15 protein-coding genes are annotated in these 16297 nt (G+C 59.0%); 13 read left to right on the top strand and 2 right to left on the bottom strand.

Going from position 1 to position 16297, the window contains the following annotated elements; all coding sequences use genetic code 11:
* Positions 1-77 precede the first annotated feature (77 nt).
* The 4 genes from OKC43_RS05195 (at position 78) to serS (ending at position 6305) form a co-directional block, all read left to right on the top strand.
* A complete protein-coding gene (locus OKC43_RS05195) occupies positions 78-2600 on the top strand; it encodes a DNA translocase FtsK (RefSeq protein ID WP_270658474.1) in 2523 nt (840 codons plus the stop codon).
* An 80-nt stretch (positions 2601-2680) separates the two neighbouring features.
* The gene (gene lolA / locus OKC43_RS05190) at positions 2681-3289 is read left to right on the top strand and encodes an outer membrane lipoprotein chaperone LolA (protein ID WP_041202312.1); all 609 of its coding nucleotides are present in this window, start codon (positions 2681-2683) and stop codon (positions 3287-3289) included.
* A gap of 76 nt (positions 3290-3365) precedes the next feature.
* Positions 3366-4703, top strand: a complete 1338-nt coding sequence (locus OKC43_RS05185) for a replication-associated recombination protein A (RefSeq protein ID WP_021230553.1) — start codon at positions 3366-3368, stop codon at positions 4701-4703.
* A 306-nt stretch (positions 4704-5009) separates the two neighbouring features.
* Positions 5010-6305: a serine--tRNA ligase gene (gene serS, locus OKC43_RS05180; RefSeq protein WP_236271206.1), complete on the top strand. Its 1296-nt coding sequence runs from the start codon at positions 5010-5012 to the stop codon at positions 6303-6305.
* Between the two features lie 2 nt (positions 6306-6307).
* On the opposite strand, the gene OKC43_RS05175 is transcribed toward serS, so the two are convergent.
* A complete protein-coding gene (locus tag OKC43_RS05175; protein ID WP_180343450.1) occupies positions 6308-6484 on the bottom strand; it encodes a hypothetical protein in 177 nt (58 codons plus the stop codon).
* An 8-nt stretch (positions 6485-6492) separates the two neighbouring features.
* Between OKC43_RS05175 and OKC43_RS05170 the strand changes: the two genes are divergently transcribed.
* From OKC43_RS05170 to OKC43_RS05130, 9 genes are all read left to right on the top strand, one after another.
* On the top strand, positions 6493-6981 hold the full coding sequence (locus OKC43_RS05170; RefSeq protein ID WP_005337086.1) for a CvpA family protein: 489 nt from the start codon (positions 6493-6495) through the stop codon (positions 6979-6981).
* A gap of 21 nt (positions 6982-7002) precedes the next feature.
* Complete coding sequence (gene purF / locus OKC43_RS05165) at positions 7003-8523, top strand: amidophosphoribosyltransferase (RefSeq protein ID WP_005351229.1); 1521 nt, start codon at positions 7003-7005, stop codon at positions 8521-8523.
* 205 nt (positions 8524-8728) lie between these two features.
* Entirely contained in the window at positions 8729-9487 is a 759-nt protein-coding gene (miaE, locus tag OKC43_RS05160) for a tRNA isopentenyl-2-thiomethyl-A-37 hydroxylase MiaE (RefSeq protein WP_005346385.1), read from the top strand.
* Positions 9488-9790: 303 nt separating this feature from the next.
* Entirely contained in the window at positions 9791-10435 is a 645-nt protein-coding gene (gene adk / locus OKC43_RS05155) for an adenylate kinase (protein ID WP_005337083.1), read from the top strand.
* Positions 10436-10533: 98 nt separating this feature from the next.
* On the top strand, positions 10534-11508 hold the full coding sequence (hemH, locus tag OKC43_RS05150; protein WP_236271207.1) for a ferrochelatase: 975 nt from the start codon (positions 10534-10536) through the stop codon (positions 11506-11508).
* A 34-nt stretch (positions 11509-11542) separates the two neighbouring features.
* Positions 11543-11935 (top strand): MAPEG family protein, encoded by a 393-nt coding sequence (locus OKC43_RS05145; RefSeq protein WP_236271208.1) that lies wholly within the window; start codon positions 11543-11545, stop codon positions 11933-11935.
* Between the two features lie 186 nt (positions 11936-12121).
* The gene (locus tag OKC43_RS05140) at positions 12122-13426 is read left to right on the top strand and encodes an inosine/guanosine kinase (protein ID WP_005346378.1); all 1305 of its coding nucleotides are present in this window, start codon (positions 12122-12124) and stop codon (positions 13424-13426) included.
* Between the two features lie 180 nt (positions 13427-13606).
* A complete protein-coding gene (locus tag OKC43_RS05135; protein ID WP_005337077.1) occupies positions 13607-13969 on the top strand; it encodes a DUF2750 domain-containing protein in 363 nt (120 codons plus the stop codon).
* 175 nt (positions 13970-14144) lie between these two features.
* Positions 14145-14639, top strand: a complete 495-nt coding sequence (locus OKC43_RS05130) for a hypothetical protein (RefSeq protein WP_042055706.1) — start codon at positions 14145-14147, stop codon at positions 14637-14639.
* Here OKC43_RS05130 and OKC43_RS05125 read toward each other — a convergent pair.
* On the bottom strand, positions 14602-16242 hold the full coding sequence (locus OKC43_RS05125; RefSeq protein ID WP_031227665.1) for an EAL domain-containing protein: 1641 nt from the start codon (positions 16240-16242) through the stop codon (positions 14602-14604). The genes OKC43_RS05130 and OKC43_RS05125 overlap by 38 nt on opposite strands.
* Between the last annotated feature and the right edge of the window lie 55 nt (positions 16243-16297).

Genomic DNA, 16297 nt, shown 5'->3' with positions numbered 1-16297 from the left:
TGACAATCGATGGGCTTTTCGGGGATACTAGGCCCCCTTATTTCCTGCATTACATGTTTTCAGAAAGGAGCCGGAGTTTGGCCGATAAAAAGCTGTTTACTCCTTTATCAGGTACACAACGGATCTTCGAAGCCGTCTTGATCGCCATCACCCTGATGGCTGCTTATCTTCTGCTTGCCCTGTTGTCCTATCATCCCGCTGATCCCGGCTGGTCCCAGACCTCCTGGCAAGGGGAGGTGAAGAACCTCGCCGGTAGTGCCGGTGCCTGGCTCGCCGATATCACCATGTTTACCTTTGGTGCCTTCTCCTATCTGGTGCCGCCGCTGGTGGTACTGCTGGGCTGGAGTCTGTTCTGGCGCCCGAGCCGTCTGCTCGATGTGGATTACCTCACCCTGGGGGTGCGGATCATCGGCTTTATCCTGACCGTGCTCGGCATGTCGGCCATTGCCAGCATGAACTTCAACGATATGCAAAACTTCTCCGCCGGTGGTCTGGTGGGGGATGTGATCGCTTCTGCAGTGGTGCCGCTGTTTGGCGGCGTCGGGGCCAACCTGATGCTGCTCTGCTTCGTGGCAACCGGCATCACCCTGTTTACCGGTTGGTCCTGGCTCACTATTGTCGAGCAGATCGGTGCGGCCTGTACCGGTTCGGTCAGCGCTGTTTACCACTTCCCGACCACCCTCGGCCGCTGGCTGACCGGTGGCTGGCGTCAACCCCGCAACGAGGGGCCGGATCCCTTGCTGGAAGGCGGGGTAGGGGCCATCGCGTTTGATGATGAGGAAGATGAGCCGCACACCAGCTGGACTCGCAAGCCCAAGGCCAAGAACCAGAAGGCTGCCGCCGAAGAGTGGCTGCCGGAACTCGACGACGATACCTTCGAGTTCGATCCCCAGTTTGATGATGAAGATGATGAGCCGGTTCCGGCTGCCAAGCCGAAACGTGCGGTGGCGGCCGCCAATGGTCGCCGCCAGCCGGTACTGGCTGTGGCTGTGGCCGATGACGATGATGAGGACGAGCTGGATCTGCCCTGGGCCGAAGGGGACGACGAGGTTGCCGCGCCGGTAGCCGTCGCACCGACCAAGCCCAAGCGTCGTCCGCAATCTACGCTGCCGCCGTTGCCGAGTATCGAGCTGCTAGACAGACCGCCAGCCAAGACCCAGATGATGAGCAAGGATGAGCTGGATCGCATGGGCCGTCTGGTGGAGGCCAAGCTTGCCGACTACAACGTGCAGGCCAAGGTGGTCGGTGTCTATCCGGGCCCGGTTATTACCCGTTTCGAGCTGGATCTGGCGCCGGGTATGAAGGCGAGCAAGATCACCAACCTGTCGCGCGATCTGGCCCGCTCCCTCTCTGCCAGCAGCGTGCGGGTGGTGGAAGTGATCCCGGGTAAAACCTATGTCGGTATCGAGCTGCCCAACCGGGTGCGCCAGACCGTTTACCTGCGCGAAACCCTTGACTGCGATGCCTTCCGCGATAGCCGCAACCCGCTCACCATGGGCCTGGGTCAGGACATCGCAGGGGAGCCGGTGGTGGTGAACCTGGCCAAGATGCCGCACCTGCTGGTGGCCGGTACCACAGGTTCCGGTAAGTCGGTGGGGGTCAACACCATGATCATCTCGATGCTCTACAAGTCCTCCCCCGATGATCTGCGCTTTATCATGATCGACCCCAAGATGCTGGAACTCTCGGTCTACGAAGGGATCCCGCATCTGCTGACCGAGGTGGTGACCGACATGAAGGATGCCGCCAACGCCCTGCGCTGGTGTGTGGGCGAGATGGAACGCCGTTACAAGCTGATGTCGGCGGTCGGGGTGCGCAACCTCAAGGGCTACAACGACAAGGTGCTGGCCGCCATCGAGGAGGGGGAACCCTTGCTGGATCCGTTGTGGCGCCCGGGTGACTCCATGGATCAGATGCCGCCTGAGCTGGAGAAGCTGCCCCACATCGTGGTGGTGGTGGACGAATTTGCCGACATGATGATGATCGTCGGCAAGAAGGTGGAAGAGCTGATCGCCCGTATCGCCCAGAAGGCGCGGGCCGCCGGTATTCACCTCATTCTGGCGACCCAGCGTCCGTCGGTGGATGTGATTACCGGTCTTATCAAGGCCAACATCCCGACCCGTATTTCGTTCCAGGTGTCGAGCAAGATCGACTCCCGTACCATCATCGATCAGGGCGGCGCCGAATCTCTGCTCGGTATGGGCGACATGCTCTACATGCCGGCTGGCACCTCCAACCCGACCCGGGTACACGGTGCGTTCGTCGATGATCACGAAGTGCACAAGGTGGTGGCAGACTGGAAACTGCGCGGCGAGCCGAACTACATCGAGGAGATCCTCTCCGGTGAGTCGGGTGGCGAAGGTGGCAGCGGCGAATATGGCGGTGGTGGCGACGAAGAGCTGGACCCCCTGTTCGACGAAGCGGTCGCTTTTGTGGTGGAGTCCCGCCGTGGCTCGACCTCCAGCGTCCAGCGCAAGTTCAAGATTGGTTACAACCGGGCAGCCCGTCTCATCGAGCAGATGGAGAATCAGGGCATCGTCAGCTCACCGGGTGGCAATGGTCAGCGCGACGTGCTGGCACCGCCGCCGGTGCGGGACTAAGCTTCACCGTTTCATACTATCCCTGGCCATGCCCTCCGCGGGCGTGGCCTTTTATCGAGAGCGTCTTTATGAAGAGCGTGATGAAAAAACAACTGTTGATGGGTACCGTGCTGCTGATGGCCAGCAGCCAGGTGTGGGCCGATGCGGCCAGCGATCTCAAACAGAAGCTGGCGGGGGTGAGCCTCTTCTCCGCCAAATTTGCCCAGACCGTCTATGACAGCAAGGGCAAGGAGCTGCAAAAGGCCAGCGGCGACCTGCTGGTGCAGCGGCCAAACCGTTTCAACTGGCACACCACCTCGCCGGACGAGAGTCTGATCGTGGCCGATGGTCAGGATGTCTGGGTCTATGATCCCTTCGTTGAGCAGGTCACTGCCCTCAAGCTGAAAGATGCGGTGCTCAACACCCCCTTTATCTTGATCGCCGGTAATGACGACAAGTTCTGGAAGAACTATGACGTGACCCAGCAGGGCGATGTCTACACCGTCACCAGCCGCAACAAGGATGAGCTGATCGCCTCCTTCCGTGTCACCTTCGACAGACAAGACAACATCAGTCGTTTCGATGTGAAAGAGGCGCAAGGGCAGTGGAGTGAATTCACCCTGAGCAGCTTCAACCGCAAGCCGGTGCTCAAGGGCAACGAATTTGTTTTCAAGATCCCGAAGGGGGTCGAGCTGGACGACCAGCGCTAATGAGCAAGCGGTCGTTGGATTGCTCGCCACTGCGCCAGTCAAAGGCGAGTGGCGTGACGTTGGGTGGTCAATACAGATGAGCAACTTGTCGCTGGATTTCTCATCGGACTTTCGTCCGCTGGCGGCCCGGATGCGGCCGCAAAACCTCGACCAGTATATCGGTCAGCAACATATCCTGGGGGCTGACAAGCCCCTGCGCAAAGCCATTCTGGCTGGTCACTGCCACTCGATGATCCTGTGGGGGCCACCCGGGACCGGCAAGACCACGCTGGCGGAGCTGATGGCTCACTACTGTCAGGCGGAAGTGGAGCGACTCTCTGCGGTCACCTCCGGTATCAAGGAGATCCGCGCCGCCATCGACAAGGCGAAGGAGAACAGCTGGCGCGGGGTTCGTACCATCCTGTTTGTGGATGAGGTGCACCGCTTCAACAAGAGCCAGCAGGATGTGTTCCTGCCCCACATCGAAGATGGCACCATCACCTTTATCGGTGCCACCACCGAAAACCCCTCGTTCGAACTCAACAACGCACTGCTCTCACGAGCCCGGGTCTATCTGCTCAAGCGACTGGAGGAGAGCGATATTCTCGCCATGCTCGATCAGGCGATGACCGATCCCCGTGGTCTCAATGATCCGGCACTCACCTTCGCCCCCGGCGTCAAAGAAGCGCTGGCCAAGGCGGTGGATGGGGACGGCCGCAAGTCCCTCAACTATCTGGAGCTGTTGGCCGACATGGCCGAAACCGACAGCACAGGGGCGCGGGTGATCGACAGTGCCCTGCTCGCTGCCGTGGTGGGGGAGCACGTGGCCCGCTTCGACAAGGGGGGCGATCACTTCTACGACCTCATCTCGGCGGTGCACAAATCCATTCGCGGCTCGGCGCCGGATGCGGCGCTCTACTGGTATGCCCGCATGGTGAGCGCCGGTTGCGATCCCCTCTATATTGCCCGCCGCTTGCTGGCGATTGCCTCGGAAGATGTGGGCAATGCCGATCCGCGCGCCATGCAGGTCGCCCTGTCGGCCTGGGATTGTTTCCATCGGATCGGGCCAGCGGAAGGGGAGCGGGCCATCGCCCAGGCGATCGTCTATCTCGCCTGCGCCCCGAAAAGCAATGCGGTCTATACCGCCTGGAAGGCGGCGCTTCATGATGCCAAAAACCTCCCTGACTTCGAGGTGCCGGTACACCTGCGCAATGCGCCGACCAAATTGATGAGCGATCTGGGCTATGGCGCCGAGTATCGCTACGCCCATGACGAGCCGGGCGCCTATGCTGCGGGCGAGCAGTATTTTCCGCCCGAGCTTGCGGGCAAGCAGTACTACCAGCCCACCGATCGCGGCCTTGAAAAGCAGATTGGCCAGAAGCTCGATTACCTCCATGAACTGGACAGGCAAAGTCCGCAGCAACGGGGCAAATAGCCCCTTTGTTACCTCGCATGGCTGAAAATTGGTCAGGCGTTTGAATATGCAGGACGGTTTGCGTGCCAAAGTCGGTAAAAACGACACAAATAGTCCCTGTTCGGGCGGGGGGGCGGTCTGCTACACTGCCCGTCTGACCCCGCTTGTCTTGGCCTTGCGCCATCTTCTTGATCTCGAAGGCCTGATTGTTGAGGCCCGATTCTGAAGACGATTGGGGTGCGCCAACCGATGTTAACTTCCGGATCTGTTTCCCAGCCCGTCATGACGACTCAGGCCCAGATCCCATTTTAAAAAAGTAGGTAAACCATGCTGGATCCCAAATATCTGCGCAGCGATATCGAAGAGGCTGCCGCTCGTCTGGCGACACGTGGCTACGTTCTGGACGTAGCGGCTGTCAACGCTCTGGAAGAGAAACGCAAGGATCTGCAGTCCCGTACCCAGGAGCTGCAGGCCGAGCGCAACGCCCGCTCCAAATCCATCGGTGAAGCTGCCCGTCGTGGTGAAGATGTTGCCCCGCTCAAGGCCGAAGTGACCAAGATCAACGACGAGCTGGAAACCAGCAAGGTCGAGCTGGATGCCCTGCTGGCCCAGCTGAAAGCCATTGCCGACGCCATCCCCAACCTGCCGAGCGAGACCACGCCGGTGGGCCGTGACGAGAACGACAACGTGGAAGTGCGCCGCTGGGGTACCCCGTGCGAGTTCAGCTTCCCGGTACGCGATCACATCGATCTGGGCGAAGCGGCCAAGGGCGTTGATTTCAAGAACGGCGTCAAACTCTCCGGTACCCGTTTCGTGGTGATGAAGGGTCAGATTGCCCGTCTGCACCGTGCCCTGGCTCAGTTCATGCTGGATCTGCACACCCAGCAGCACGGTTACACTGAGTGCTACGTGCCCTATCTGGTGAACCCGGACAGCCTCTATGGCACCGGCCAGTTGCCGAAATTTGCCCAGGACCTGTTCAATACCGGTATCGAAGGTGAAGGGGAAGAAGAGGGCAAGGTACGCAAGTTCTCCCTGATCCCGACCTCCGAAGTGCCGCTCACCAACATGGCCCGCGACGAGATCTTTGACGCGCAAGAGCTGCCAATCAAGATGACCGCTCACAGCCCCTGCTTCCGCTCGGAAGCGGGTTCCTACGGTCGTGATACCCGTGGCCTCATCCGTATGCACCAGTTCGACAAAGTCGAAATGGTTCAGCTGGTTCACCCGGAGAAATCCTGGGATGCGCTGGAGGAGATGGTGGGTCACGCCGAGAAGGTGCTGCAACTGCTGGAGCTGCCGTATCGCGTGATGGCGCTCTCTACCGGTGACATGGGCTTCTGCGCCTCCAAGACCTACGATCTGGAAGTGTGGCTGCCGGCCCAGAACACCTACCGCGAGATCTCCTCTGTCTCCAACTGCACCGACTTCCAGGCGCGCCGCATGCAAGCTCGCGTGCGTATCGACGGCAAGCCGCAGCTGCTGCACACCCTGAACGGCTCCGGTCTGGCGGTGGGTCGTACCCTGGTTGCCGTGATGGAGAACTACCAGCAGGAAGATGGCCGCATCGCCATCCCGGCTGCGCTGCAATCCTACATGGGTGGCCTGACCCACATCGGGTAAGCTCACGCCGCTGACCACAACGCCATGGCATTGCCATGGCGTTGTGCATTCTGGCGCCGATCAACCGTTTTAGTGCTGAAAAAATGCGGCTTTTCGGCGTCGCGTTGAACAGTTAACACATTTTTATCAAGCAATGCGCAATCGTTTTTGTTAGACTGCGCCGCAATTTCGCAGGACATCTTTTTCTATGGTCTGGATTGATTACGCCATCATCGGCATCGTCGGTTTCTCTGCTCTCATCAGCCTGGTGCGCGGCTTCGTCAAGGAGGCCATGTCTCTTGTCACCTGGTTCGTCGCCTTCTTTATTGCCAGCCATTTCTATCCCGATCTCGCAGTCTATTTCACCTCCTTCTCCGACGCGCTGGTTCGTAACGGTCTGGCCATCGCGGCGCTGTTTGTGGCGACCCTGATCCTCGGCAGCGTGGTCAACTATGTGGTGGGCCTGTTGGTGGACAAGACGGGTCTCTCCGGTACCGATCGGGTGCTGGGGGTCTGCTTCGGTGCAATTCGCGGGGTGCTGATCGTCAGTGCCCTGCTTTTTTTCATGGATACCTTCACCAGCCTCTCCCAGAGCGACTGGTGGGTGGCGTCCAAGCTGGTGCCGGAGTTCAAGCCGGTGATCCAGTGGTTTTTCGGGTTCATGTTGAACTCATCCAGTTTTCTTAAACAGGTATAGTGACTTCGAGGTAGCAAAGACATGTGTGGTATTGTCGGTATAGTTGGCACCACCCCCGTCAATCAGGCCCTCTACGACGCCTTGACGGTGTTGCAGCACAGGGGACAGGATGCCGCCGGGATCGTGACCATTGATAGTGGAAACTTCCGGCAACGCAAGGCCAATGGCCTGGTGAAGGACGTGTTTGAAGTGCGCCACATGCAGCGTCTGCAAGGGAACATCGGCATAGGTCATGTCAGATATCCCACCGCAGGTAGCTCAAGTGCCGCTGAAGCCCAACCTTTTTATGTGAACTCGCCCTACGGCATGGTGCTGGCCCATAACGGCAACCTCACCAACGCCAAGGAGCTCAAGGAGCAGCAGTTCAAGGTCGCCCGCCGTCACATCAACACCACCTCCGACTCGGAAGTGTTGCTGAACGTGCTGGCCCACGAGCTGGATCGCTGTGACAAGATGGCGTTGCGTCCCGAAGATATCTTCGCCGCGGTGCGCAGAACCCATCAGCAGATCCGCGGCGCTTATGCGGTGGTCTCCCTGGTGATTGGTCATGGTCTCATCGGTTTTCGCGATCCCAACGGCATTCGCCCGCTGATCCTCGGTCGTCGTCAGGACGAGCAGGGCCAGGTGGAGTACATGCTTGCCTCCGAGAGCGTTGCACTCGACGCCATCGGTTTCGAGACGGTGCGGGATATTGCGCCGGGTGAAGCCATCTACATCACCGAGCAGGGTCAGCTCTTCTCCGAGCAGTGTGCGGAAAACCCGCAGATGAGCTCCTGCATCTTCGAATATGTCTACTTCGCTCGTCCCGATTCGTGCATCGACAAGGTCTCGGTCTACGCCGCCCGCCTCAACATGGGTCGCAAGCTGGGTCAGAAGATTGCCCGCGAGTGGGAAGATCTCGACGTCGATGTGGTTATCCCCATCCCCGAGACCTCCTGTGACGTGGCGCTGGAGATTGCTCACACCCTCGACCTGCCATACCGTCAGGGCTTCGTGAAGAACCGCTACATCGGCCGTACCTTCATCATGCCGGGCCAGACCCAGCGCAAGAAGTCGGTGCGCCGCAAACTCAACGCCATCAGCTCCGAATTCAAGGGCAAGAAGGTGTTACTGGTGGATGATTCCATAGTGCGTGGTACCACGTCCGAGCAGATCATCCAGATGGCCCGTGAAGCGGGGGCAGCCAAGGTCTACTTCGCCTCGGCGGCGCCGGAAATTCGCTTCCCCAACGTCTATGGTATCGACATGCCCACCGCCAACGAGCTGATCGCCCACGGCCGCGAAGTTGAAGAGGTGTGCAAGCTGATTGGCGCTGACGGTCTGATTTTCCAGGATCTGGAAGATCTGGAAGCCGCCGTGCGGGAGATCAACCCGGATCTGCGTCACTTCGAGACCTCGGTCTTCAATGGTCACTACGTCACCTCCGATGTGGACCAGTCCTATCTGGATCACCTCAACGCCCTGCGCAACGATGACACCAAAGCGGTGCGTGAATGGCAGGAAGGCACCAGCAATCTGGAAATTTTTAACGAAGGCAGTTAAACGTTTGCGGTTTTGCCGGATGGGATAGCGAGATGGGGGCCAGTGGCCCCCATAGTCGTTTTTGCCTCGCACCGCCAGAAGGGGTAGGGTGTATCTGTTTGAAAAATATCCGCTTATCTTGCCGGATATGGGCATGGCCAGCGGGATCCGCTAGCATAGGCGGCAACATATATGACCGATACGCTTTTAAGAGACGAGAGTTCAGATGGATGATCTGCTAGCCCCAGTGCGCCAGTTTTTGCAGTGCGAGACCCCGGATGAGTGGGTAGAAATGGCGCGGGATCCTGCCCGTTTACCGACCCTGCTCATCGATCACGCCAACTGCGAGACCAAGGCCGCACTCACTGCCCACAGTCTGGTGCGCCGCTACTGCCTGCCCAAGGGCAAGCGCCATCTGCTGCCCAAGCTGGAGTTTTATCGCGAGCTGGATGCCATCCCGGAGAAGGCCGAGATCCTGGGCAAACGCAGCATGGGGGAGTCTGATCGCACCGTCTTTGCCGAGCTGGAGCGCAATCCGCTGCTGTTTCCCATGGTGCGGCTCATTCAGGAGGAGCTGCATCACTTCGAGCAGGTGCTGGAGATCATGCAGGCCCGCGGCATCGAATACGGGCCGGTGACTGCCTCCCGCTATGCCCGCCAGTTGATGCAGCATGTGCGCACCCATGAACCGGCCACCATAGTCGACAAGATGATCATCGGCGCCTATATCGAGGCCCGCTCCTGCGAGCGTTTTGCCAAGTTGGCGCCCCATCTGGACGAAGAGCTGAGCCGCTTCTACGTCTCTTTGCTGCGCTCCGAAGCGCGCCACTATCAGGATTACCTGAGCCTGGCCGAACAGTACGCAGGGGAGGATATCAGCGAGCGGGTGGCCTTCTTTGGCAAGCTGGAAGCCGAGCTAATCTGCTCGCCGGATCCGCAGTTCCGGTTTCATAGCGGCCTGCCTGTCACATCTGACAGTTGTTGACGCACAGGGGGCAAACTACTATTGCCCTGTTCCTACTACGAGCGACAAGTAGTTACTTTTGAGCGCAATTCCCGGCCCTGAGCCGGGATCTTTTTTTCTGCCGTACCTCCTTCCTGCTTTTGGCGCTCTATGCTGAATCCCTGGCTATTTTTGCGTCTTCCCCTTGCGATGAAATCCTGTTCGATCAGCCGGTTATTGTGGTGATAAAGTGCTCATTCAGGTGGCTCACCCTTGTAGAAACGGGCGAAACCGTGTACTTTTTTGCCTTCGCAAGATTTGAATAACCAATCAATAGGAGCGTGTATGCGCATTGTTCTGTTGGGGGCTCCGGGCGCCGGCAAAGGTACCCAGGCTCAGTTCATCATGGAAAAACACGGTATTCCCCAGATCTCCACCGGCGACATGCTGCGTGCGGCGATCAAAGCGGGCACCGAGCTCGGTCTGAAAGCCAAAGCTGTGATGGACGCAGGTCAGCTGGTCTCTGACGACATCATCATCGGTCTGGTCAAAGAGCGCATCGCTCAGCCGGACTGCGCCAAAGGCTTCCTGTTGGACGGTTTCCCGCGCACCATTCCCCAGGCGCAAGCCATGAAGGACGCCGGTGTCGTGGTTGATTTCGTGCTGGAGTTCGATGTGCCGGACGAAGAGATCGTCAAGCGCATGAGCGGCCGTCGCGTTCACTCCGGCTCCGGCCGTACCTACCACGTGGTGTTCAACCCGCCGAAAGTGGAAGGCAAGGATGACGTGACCGGTGAAGATCTGGTGATCCGCGCCGACGACGAAGAGACCACAGTACGCAAGCGTCTGGATGTATATCATCAGCAGACCGCGCCGCTGATCGGTTTCTACGGCAAAGAGGCGGAAGCGGGCCACACCCGTTACGTCAAGATCGACGGCACCCAGCCGGTTGATCTGGTCAGCAAGCAGCTTGCCACCATTCTGGGCTGATCTTTGCTGCCGGCACTGTTTCCCGTGCCATCAGATAAATAAAGAGAAGGGCCCTGTCGGGCCCTTTTTGCATAATGACAGATAGACAGGAAGCCAACGTGACCACGAAAACCGGAATATTGCTGGTCAATCTGGGTACCCCAGCCGCACCGACCACCGCTGCCGTCAAAGCGTTCCTCAGCCAGTTCCTGCACGATCCCCGTGTGGTGGACCTGCCCCGTTACCTCTGGTGCCCGCTGCTCCACTTCATCATCTTGCCGACGCGCTCGCCCAAAGTGGCCAAGCTCTATCAGCAGGTGTGGACCGAGCAGGGCTCGCCGCTGATGGTGATAAGCAAGCAGCAGCGTGCTGCACTGGAGCAGGAGCTCAAGCGGGAGGGGGTCGATGTGCCGGTGGAGCTGGCGATGACCTATGGTTCCCCGTCAGTGAATGATGGCTGGCAGGCGCTCAAGGCCAAAGGGGTCAACCGGGTGATCCTGTTGCCGCTCTATCCGCAATATTCGGTCAGTACCACCGCCTCGGTCTTCGATGCCTGGGGCAAGGCAATGAAGAAAGAGCGCAATCTGCCGGTGGTGCGGCTTATTCGTGATTATCACGCCCATCCCGAATACATTCAGGCGTTGGCCATGAGCGTGCGCCGTCACTGGGAGCAGCACGGTCAGGGTGATCACCTGCTGATGTCGTTCCACGGTATTCCCGAGCGCTACGAGAACGAAGGGGACCCCTATGGTCACCAGTGTCGCCATACCGCCAGCTTGCTGGCCGAGGCGCTCGGGCTGGAGGCCGGGCAGTGGACGGCCAGTTTCCAGTCCCGCTTTGGCAAGGAGGAGTGGCTCAAGCCCTACACAGACGTGACCATTGGCGGTATGCCTGCTGCGGGCATCAAGCGGCTCGATGTGATTTGTCCTGCCTTTGCCGCCGACTGCCTCGAAACCCTCGAGGAAATTCAGGTACAGAATCGGGAGGTCTTCATGGAGGCCGGTGGCGAGCGGTTTGAATATATTCCGGCCCTCAACAGTGATCAGGCCCACATCAGGATGATGGTCTCGCTCATTTGCCGCGAATTGGCATGAGTGACCGGCAGTCAGTCAAACAAGGAGTCGAGTCATGATACATATCACGCTGATCTACGCAGGCCTGCTGGGGCTGCTGTTTCTGGGGCTCTCCTTCTGGGTGGTCAAACGCCGCGCCCAGTTCGGGGTGATGATAGGGCAGGGGGAGGCCCCCGAGCTGCTGGCGGCGATCCGGGCCCACGGTAATTTTGCCGAGTATGTGCCGCTGACCCTGCTGCTGATGGCGCTGTGCGAGCTCTCCGGTGCCGGTGCGCTCTGGCTGCATGCCGGTGGCGCCATGCTACTGGTTGGCCGCATCCTGCATGCCATCGGCATCCAGATCCCCAAAGCCCCCAATGTGCCCCGTTTTCTGGGCACCTTGCTGTTCTGGCTAGCCCTCGGCCTCTTCTCGCTGCTGGCCCTGTTGCAGGGGATGGCGGCCGCCTGAAAACCGACGCTTTTTTATGCTAGGGAACCACCCCGGGCGGGGTGGTTTTTTTATGGTGAAAAGGCAAACGTTTTTCCTTGCAAGCCTTGTCTATACTGACTCCATTATTTAAACAGGGCGACTTTTCGGGGCGGCGGATTGTGTTAAAATCCCGCCCCTCTTTCCCCCAGAGCACAGAACATTGCCATGAAATTTCCCGGTCAGCGCAAGTCCAAACACTACTTCCCTGTCGACAGACGCGATCCCCTGGTGCCGCAAAATCCCCTGTTAACCGAGCTGGGCAAAGCCTACGTCGTCGGGATTGATCAGACCCTGGTTGATATTGAAGCCCATGTGGATGAAGACTTTCTGACCCGTTATGGTCTGAGCAAGGGGCACTCCGTTGTCATCAACGACGACGTGGCCGAACGGATTTATGACGAGCTCAAGACCAACAACATGGTAGTGAGCGAGTTTGCCGGTGGCACCATTGGCAACACGGTACACAACTACTCGGTACTGGCCGACTCCCACTCCATCCTGCTGGGTGTGATGAGTCAGGATATTCGCATCGGTTGCTACGCCTACCGTTATTTGTGCAACACCTCTTCCCGTGTCAATCTGGACTATCTGCAGCCGGTTGATGGTCCCATCGGCCGTTGCTTCACTTTCATTACCGAGTGCGGCGAGCGCAGCTTCGGTATCAACGCCGGCAAGATGAACCAGCTGGATGTGCAGCACATTCCGGAGGATGTGATCAAGGGGGCGTCTGCCCTGGTGATCACCGCCTATCTGGTACGTGGTGACGATGGTGATCCGATGAAAGAGGCGGCCATGACCGCGGTGCGTTATGCCCGCGAGGCCGGTATTCCCGTGGTGCTGACCCTGGGCACCCGTTTCGTCATCGACGAAAACCCCCAGTGGTGGCGCGACTTCATTGCCGAAAACGTCACTGTGCTGGCGATGAACGAAGACGAAGGTGAAGCCCTGACCGGCATCGCAGATCCGCTCGGTGCGGCCGACAAGGCGCTCGACTGGGCCGACATGGTGCTCTGCACTGCTGGCCCCATCGGCCTCTACATGGCGAGTTATACCGACGAGGACTACAAGCGCGAGACCACTCATACCCTGTTGCCGGGCGTTATCCCCGAGTTCAACATGTATGAGTTCAGCCGCCCGATGGCCCGCGCCAAGTGCCGTAAACCGGCCCGCATCTACTCCCACATCTCCCCGTACATGGGTGGCCCGGAGAAGATCAAGAACACCAACGGGGCAGGGGATGGCGCACTTTCCGCTGTGCTGCACGACATGGTGGCCAACTCTTATCACCGGATGAATGTGCCCAACTCCGCCAAGCACATCTCCGAGTTCCTGACTTACTCCTCACTGGCCCAGGTGTGCAAATACGCCAACCGCGTCAGCTACGAGGTGCTGGCCCAGAGCAGTCCCCGTCTCTCCCGCGGTTTGCCGGAGAAAGAGGACAGCTTGGAAGAGGTTTACTGGGAGCGTTGATCTCCTGAATCTGCAAGACGCCTCCATCGGGAGGCGTTTTTGCAGGCGAATATGCGTTATCCCGGCTTTTTTCCCGGAATAACCCCAATATGCTTGAGTCCATGTCACTTTTGCGACACCATTTGGCCATCGTATTGTCGCCCGACAATGCCGCAGCACCCGAAAGAAAGAGAGAATCCCATGAGCATGCTTAACGACAACCTTGACGCCAATTTCCAACTGTTTATCGAACAAGTCCGCGAGTCGGGTCAGGTGTGGGGTCTGCGCTATGGGGAAGACTGGGTCGTCTGTCGCTCCGCCGAATTTGAAGATGCCGACGTGATGCCGCTCTGGTCTGCCGAAGAGGACGCCCGTCTGCATTGCGTCGACGAGTGGGCCGATTACGAGCCGGAAGTGATCGATCTGGAAGAGTTTCTCGATATCTGGATCAACGATCTGGATGAAGACGATGTACTGGTCGGCCCGAACTGGAACGCCGATCTTGAAGGTCAGGAGCTCGAACCCATCGAGCTGGCCAAGGCACTGGTTGAGCTGGACGCCTGAAAGCGCCTCCATTGATGGCCTGAATGCACAGGCCATCGGGACAAAGACCGGCCCCCGTGAGGGTGCCGGTCTTTTTTATGGTCGAATGGCCCGATTGATGAGTTAAAAGCCGATTTGCCTTTGCACCTGTCAGGGGGATGGTCCATCATCAACCTTTTGCCAAGGGAGGAGCGCCATGTTTGTATTCGACGTAACGGGAGCTGCGGGTGAGAAGGCCAGCATTCGGGTGCAGGCGCTGGATTGGGCGCAAGCCGGACCTGTGACCTTCCAGTGCGATGATGATCAGCTGGCGGTCGTGCTCCTGAGCGGTTGTCGTTGCGATGCGGTGGGCTTTTTCAATCTGTTGGCGGGGTGCAAACCGCTCTATATCGAGCAGTGGCTCAGCTATCTGCAAGAGAGTGGTCGCATTGGCAAGTGGAGCCATCAGACCGAGAGTCCCGCCGATGGGGACTATCTGGCCAGAGCCGGTCTGGAGCACGATGAGCTCAATACCCTGCTTGGCCAGGTCTATCAGGTGGCGGGGTTCAATCGCCTGCAAATCAACCGTTACCTCAAGAATCGCCACAACCCCACCACGCTGGCGACCCGTTACGATCAGAAAGAGCTGGAACGCTATCGCCAGCTCAATGACATCATTCTGACCCTTTTGAAGCTGAAGCATCCTCAGTAAAGAGCCCCAATTGGCTGATATCCGGTCGCAGCGGTTGCGGCCGGGCGATCAGATAGCCCTGCAAGCCATCCACATACATCCCCTGCAACAGCTGTTTCTGGCCAAGCTGTTCTACCCCCTCTGCAATCACCTGACATCCCATCCGATGTGATACATCGACGATCATCCGCACGAACTGCTGGTTGGTCTGATCCTGCTCCAGTCCGGTGATCAGGGCAGGATCGAGCTTGATGTAGTCGGGCTTGAGCTCGCGAAACAGGGTAAAGGAGCCGATCCCCTTGCCGAAATTGGCGATGGCCGATCGACTGCCGTTGCGACGCAGCAGTTCAAACACCCGCTTGGCGCCTGTCAGGTTGCGCTCCAGATGCTCTTCATCCAGTTCGAACACCAGATTGGCGCTGGTATTGGGATCTTTGAGCAGCTGGCGGTCAAGCCAGATCAGGAAGGCGCTGTTTTGCAGCAGGTTGGGGGAGAGGTTGATCCCCCAGCGACTCTGGTTGGCACCAAAGGCCCGGTACTGGCGCATGATGTGGGTAATGACCAGCTGCTCCAGCCGCATCACCATATCAAGCCGCTGGGCCATGGCAAACAGGGTGTCGGTGGGCAGGGCGGTGCCGTCATTGCCGCTGAAGCGGGTGTAGATCTCGTTGTAAGCCAGCATGCTGCGGTGCAGGGGCTGGATCGGCTGGTAGGTAAAGCTGAGTCGCTCCTGCGCCAGCACTTCGGTCAGCACGTCGCGCCAGTGGTGTTGGCCCTGCAGATCGGAGGCGCTGTCATCCTGCTGGATGGCCCAGCCGTTGATGGTTTCGGTCTGGGCGCGAGCCAGCGCCAGATCCGCTCTGGCCAGTACGGCTTCAATTTTCTGGCCGCTGCTGAGCTTGGTCAGCCCCGAGTAACCGGTGCTCTCCAGCTCGTGCTGATCCTGATAGTGATCGAAGGCCACCTTCAAATCCTGCCCCAGCAGATGGGGGGGAATATTGGCCACCGGTTGCACCAGCACGGCGAAATCGGCCCCCGAAATGCGGTAGACCTGATTGCCCGGGAAGCGGCTTACCACCCGCTTGATAAGGGCGGCCATGTCCTTGATGTAGGCATCACCAGACTGGAAGCCGCGCTGGGCGTTGATCTTGCCAAGCTCGGTGGCACGGATCAGCACCAGGGTCGCGGTCTGGGTGTCCTGATCCCGCTGCAGCAACTCGGTCATGTCGCGGCGAAACGCGTGGCGGTTGAGTAGCTGGGTCAGCTCGTCGGTGGTGGCCAGGTTGCTGAGCTCGGTCAGCTGGCGATGAGCGCTCTGCTCGGCGCTTTCGAACTGCTCCAGCAGCTGTTGCAGCACCTCCTGGGAGGCGGGCTCATCGAGTTGTGAGGGATCCCTCCCCCTGATCGCCTTGACCCAGGTGAGCTCCTGATGCTGGAGCATGCCATCCATGGTGCGGATGGCCAGCATCAACAGCAGGATCATGCCAAGAAGTGTGGTGGCCAGAATAATGGCCAAAGTGAGCGGTGTGCTCTGCAGGGCCAACCAAACTGCTTGCAGGAGCAGCAGGGGTATGGTCACTATGGTGGCGATCAGAAAGAGGGTACGTCCGAGCTTGTGAACCATCTTGTCATCCTTGAAGTGGCTGCTTTGTGAGGGAATTTTAACCAAGCTGGCGGAG

Source organism: Aeromonas sp. Y289-2 (assembly GCF_027705925.1).
Taxonomy (GTDB): Bacteria; Pseudomonadota; Gammaproteobacteria; order Enterobacterales; family Aeromonadaceae; genus Aeromonas; species Aeromonas veronii.
Note: the sequence above shows the minus strand (reverse complement) of the source record. Positions and strands in the feature narration are given on the sequence as shown.

Bases quoted from the DNA above. Each gene is read 5' to 3' on its own strand.
- lolA (WP_041202312.1), top strand. From the start codon at position 2,681: ATGAAAAAACAACTGTTGATGGGTACCGTGCTGCTGATGGCCAGCAGC.
- OKC43_RS05185 (WP_021230553.1), top strand. From the start codon at position 3,366: ATGAGCAACTTGTCGCTGGATTTCTCATCGGACTTTCGTCCGCTGGCG.
- serS (WP_236271206.1), top strand. From the start codon at position 5,010: ATGCTGGATCCCAAATATCTGCGCAGCGATATCGAAGAGGCTGCCGCT.
- OKC43_RS05175 (WP_180343450.1), bottom strand. From the start codon at position 6,484: ATGTCCTGCGAAATTGCGGCGCAGTCTAACAAAAACGATTGCGCATTG.
- OKC43_RS05170 (WP_005337086.1), top strand. From the start codon at position 6,493: ATGGTCTGGATTGATTACGCCATCATCGGCATCGTCGGTTTCTCTGCT.
- purF (WP_005351229.1), top strand. From the start codon at position 7,003: ATGTGTGGTATTGTCGGTATAGTTGGCACCACCCCCGTCAATCAGGCC.
- miaE (WP_005346385.1), top strand. From the start codon at position 8,729: ATGGATGATCTGCTAGCCCCAGTGCGCCAGTTTTTGCAGTGCGAGACC.
- adk (WP_005337083.1), top strand. From the start codon at position 9,791: ATGCGCATTGTTCTGTTGGGGGCTCCGGGCGCCGGCAAAGGTACCCAG.
- OKC43_RS05145 (WP_236271208.1), top strand. From the start codon at position 11,543: ATGATACATATCACGCTGATCTACGCAGGCCTGCTGGGGCTGCTGTTT.
- OKC43_RS05140 (WP_005346378.1), top strand. From the start codon at position 12,122: ATGAAATTTCCCGGTCAGCGCAAGTCCAAACACTACTTCCCTGTCGAC.
- OKC43_RS05135 (WP_005337077.1), top strand. From the start codon at position 13,607: ATGAGCATGCTTAACGACAACCTTGACGCCAATTTCCAACTGTTTATC.
- OKC43_RS05130 (WP_042055706.1), top strand. From the start codon at position 14,145: ATGTTTGTATTCGACGTAACGGGAGCTGCGGGTGAGAAGGCCAGCATT.
- OKC43_RS05125 (WP_031227665.1), bottom strand. From the start codon at position 16,242: ATGGTTCACAAGCTCGGACGTACCCTCTTTCTGATCGCCACCATAGTG.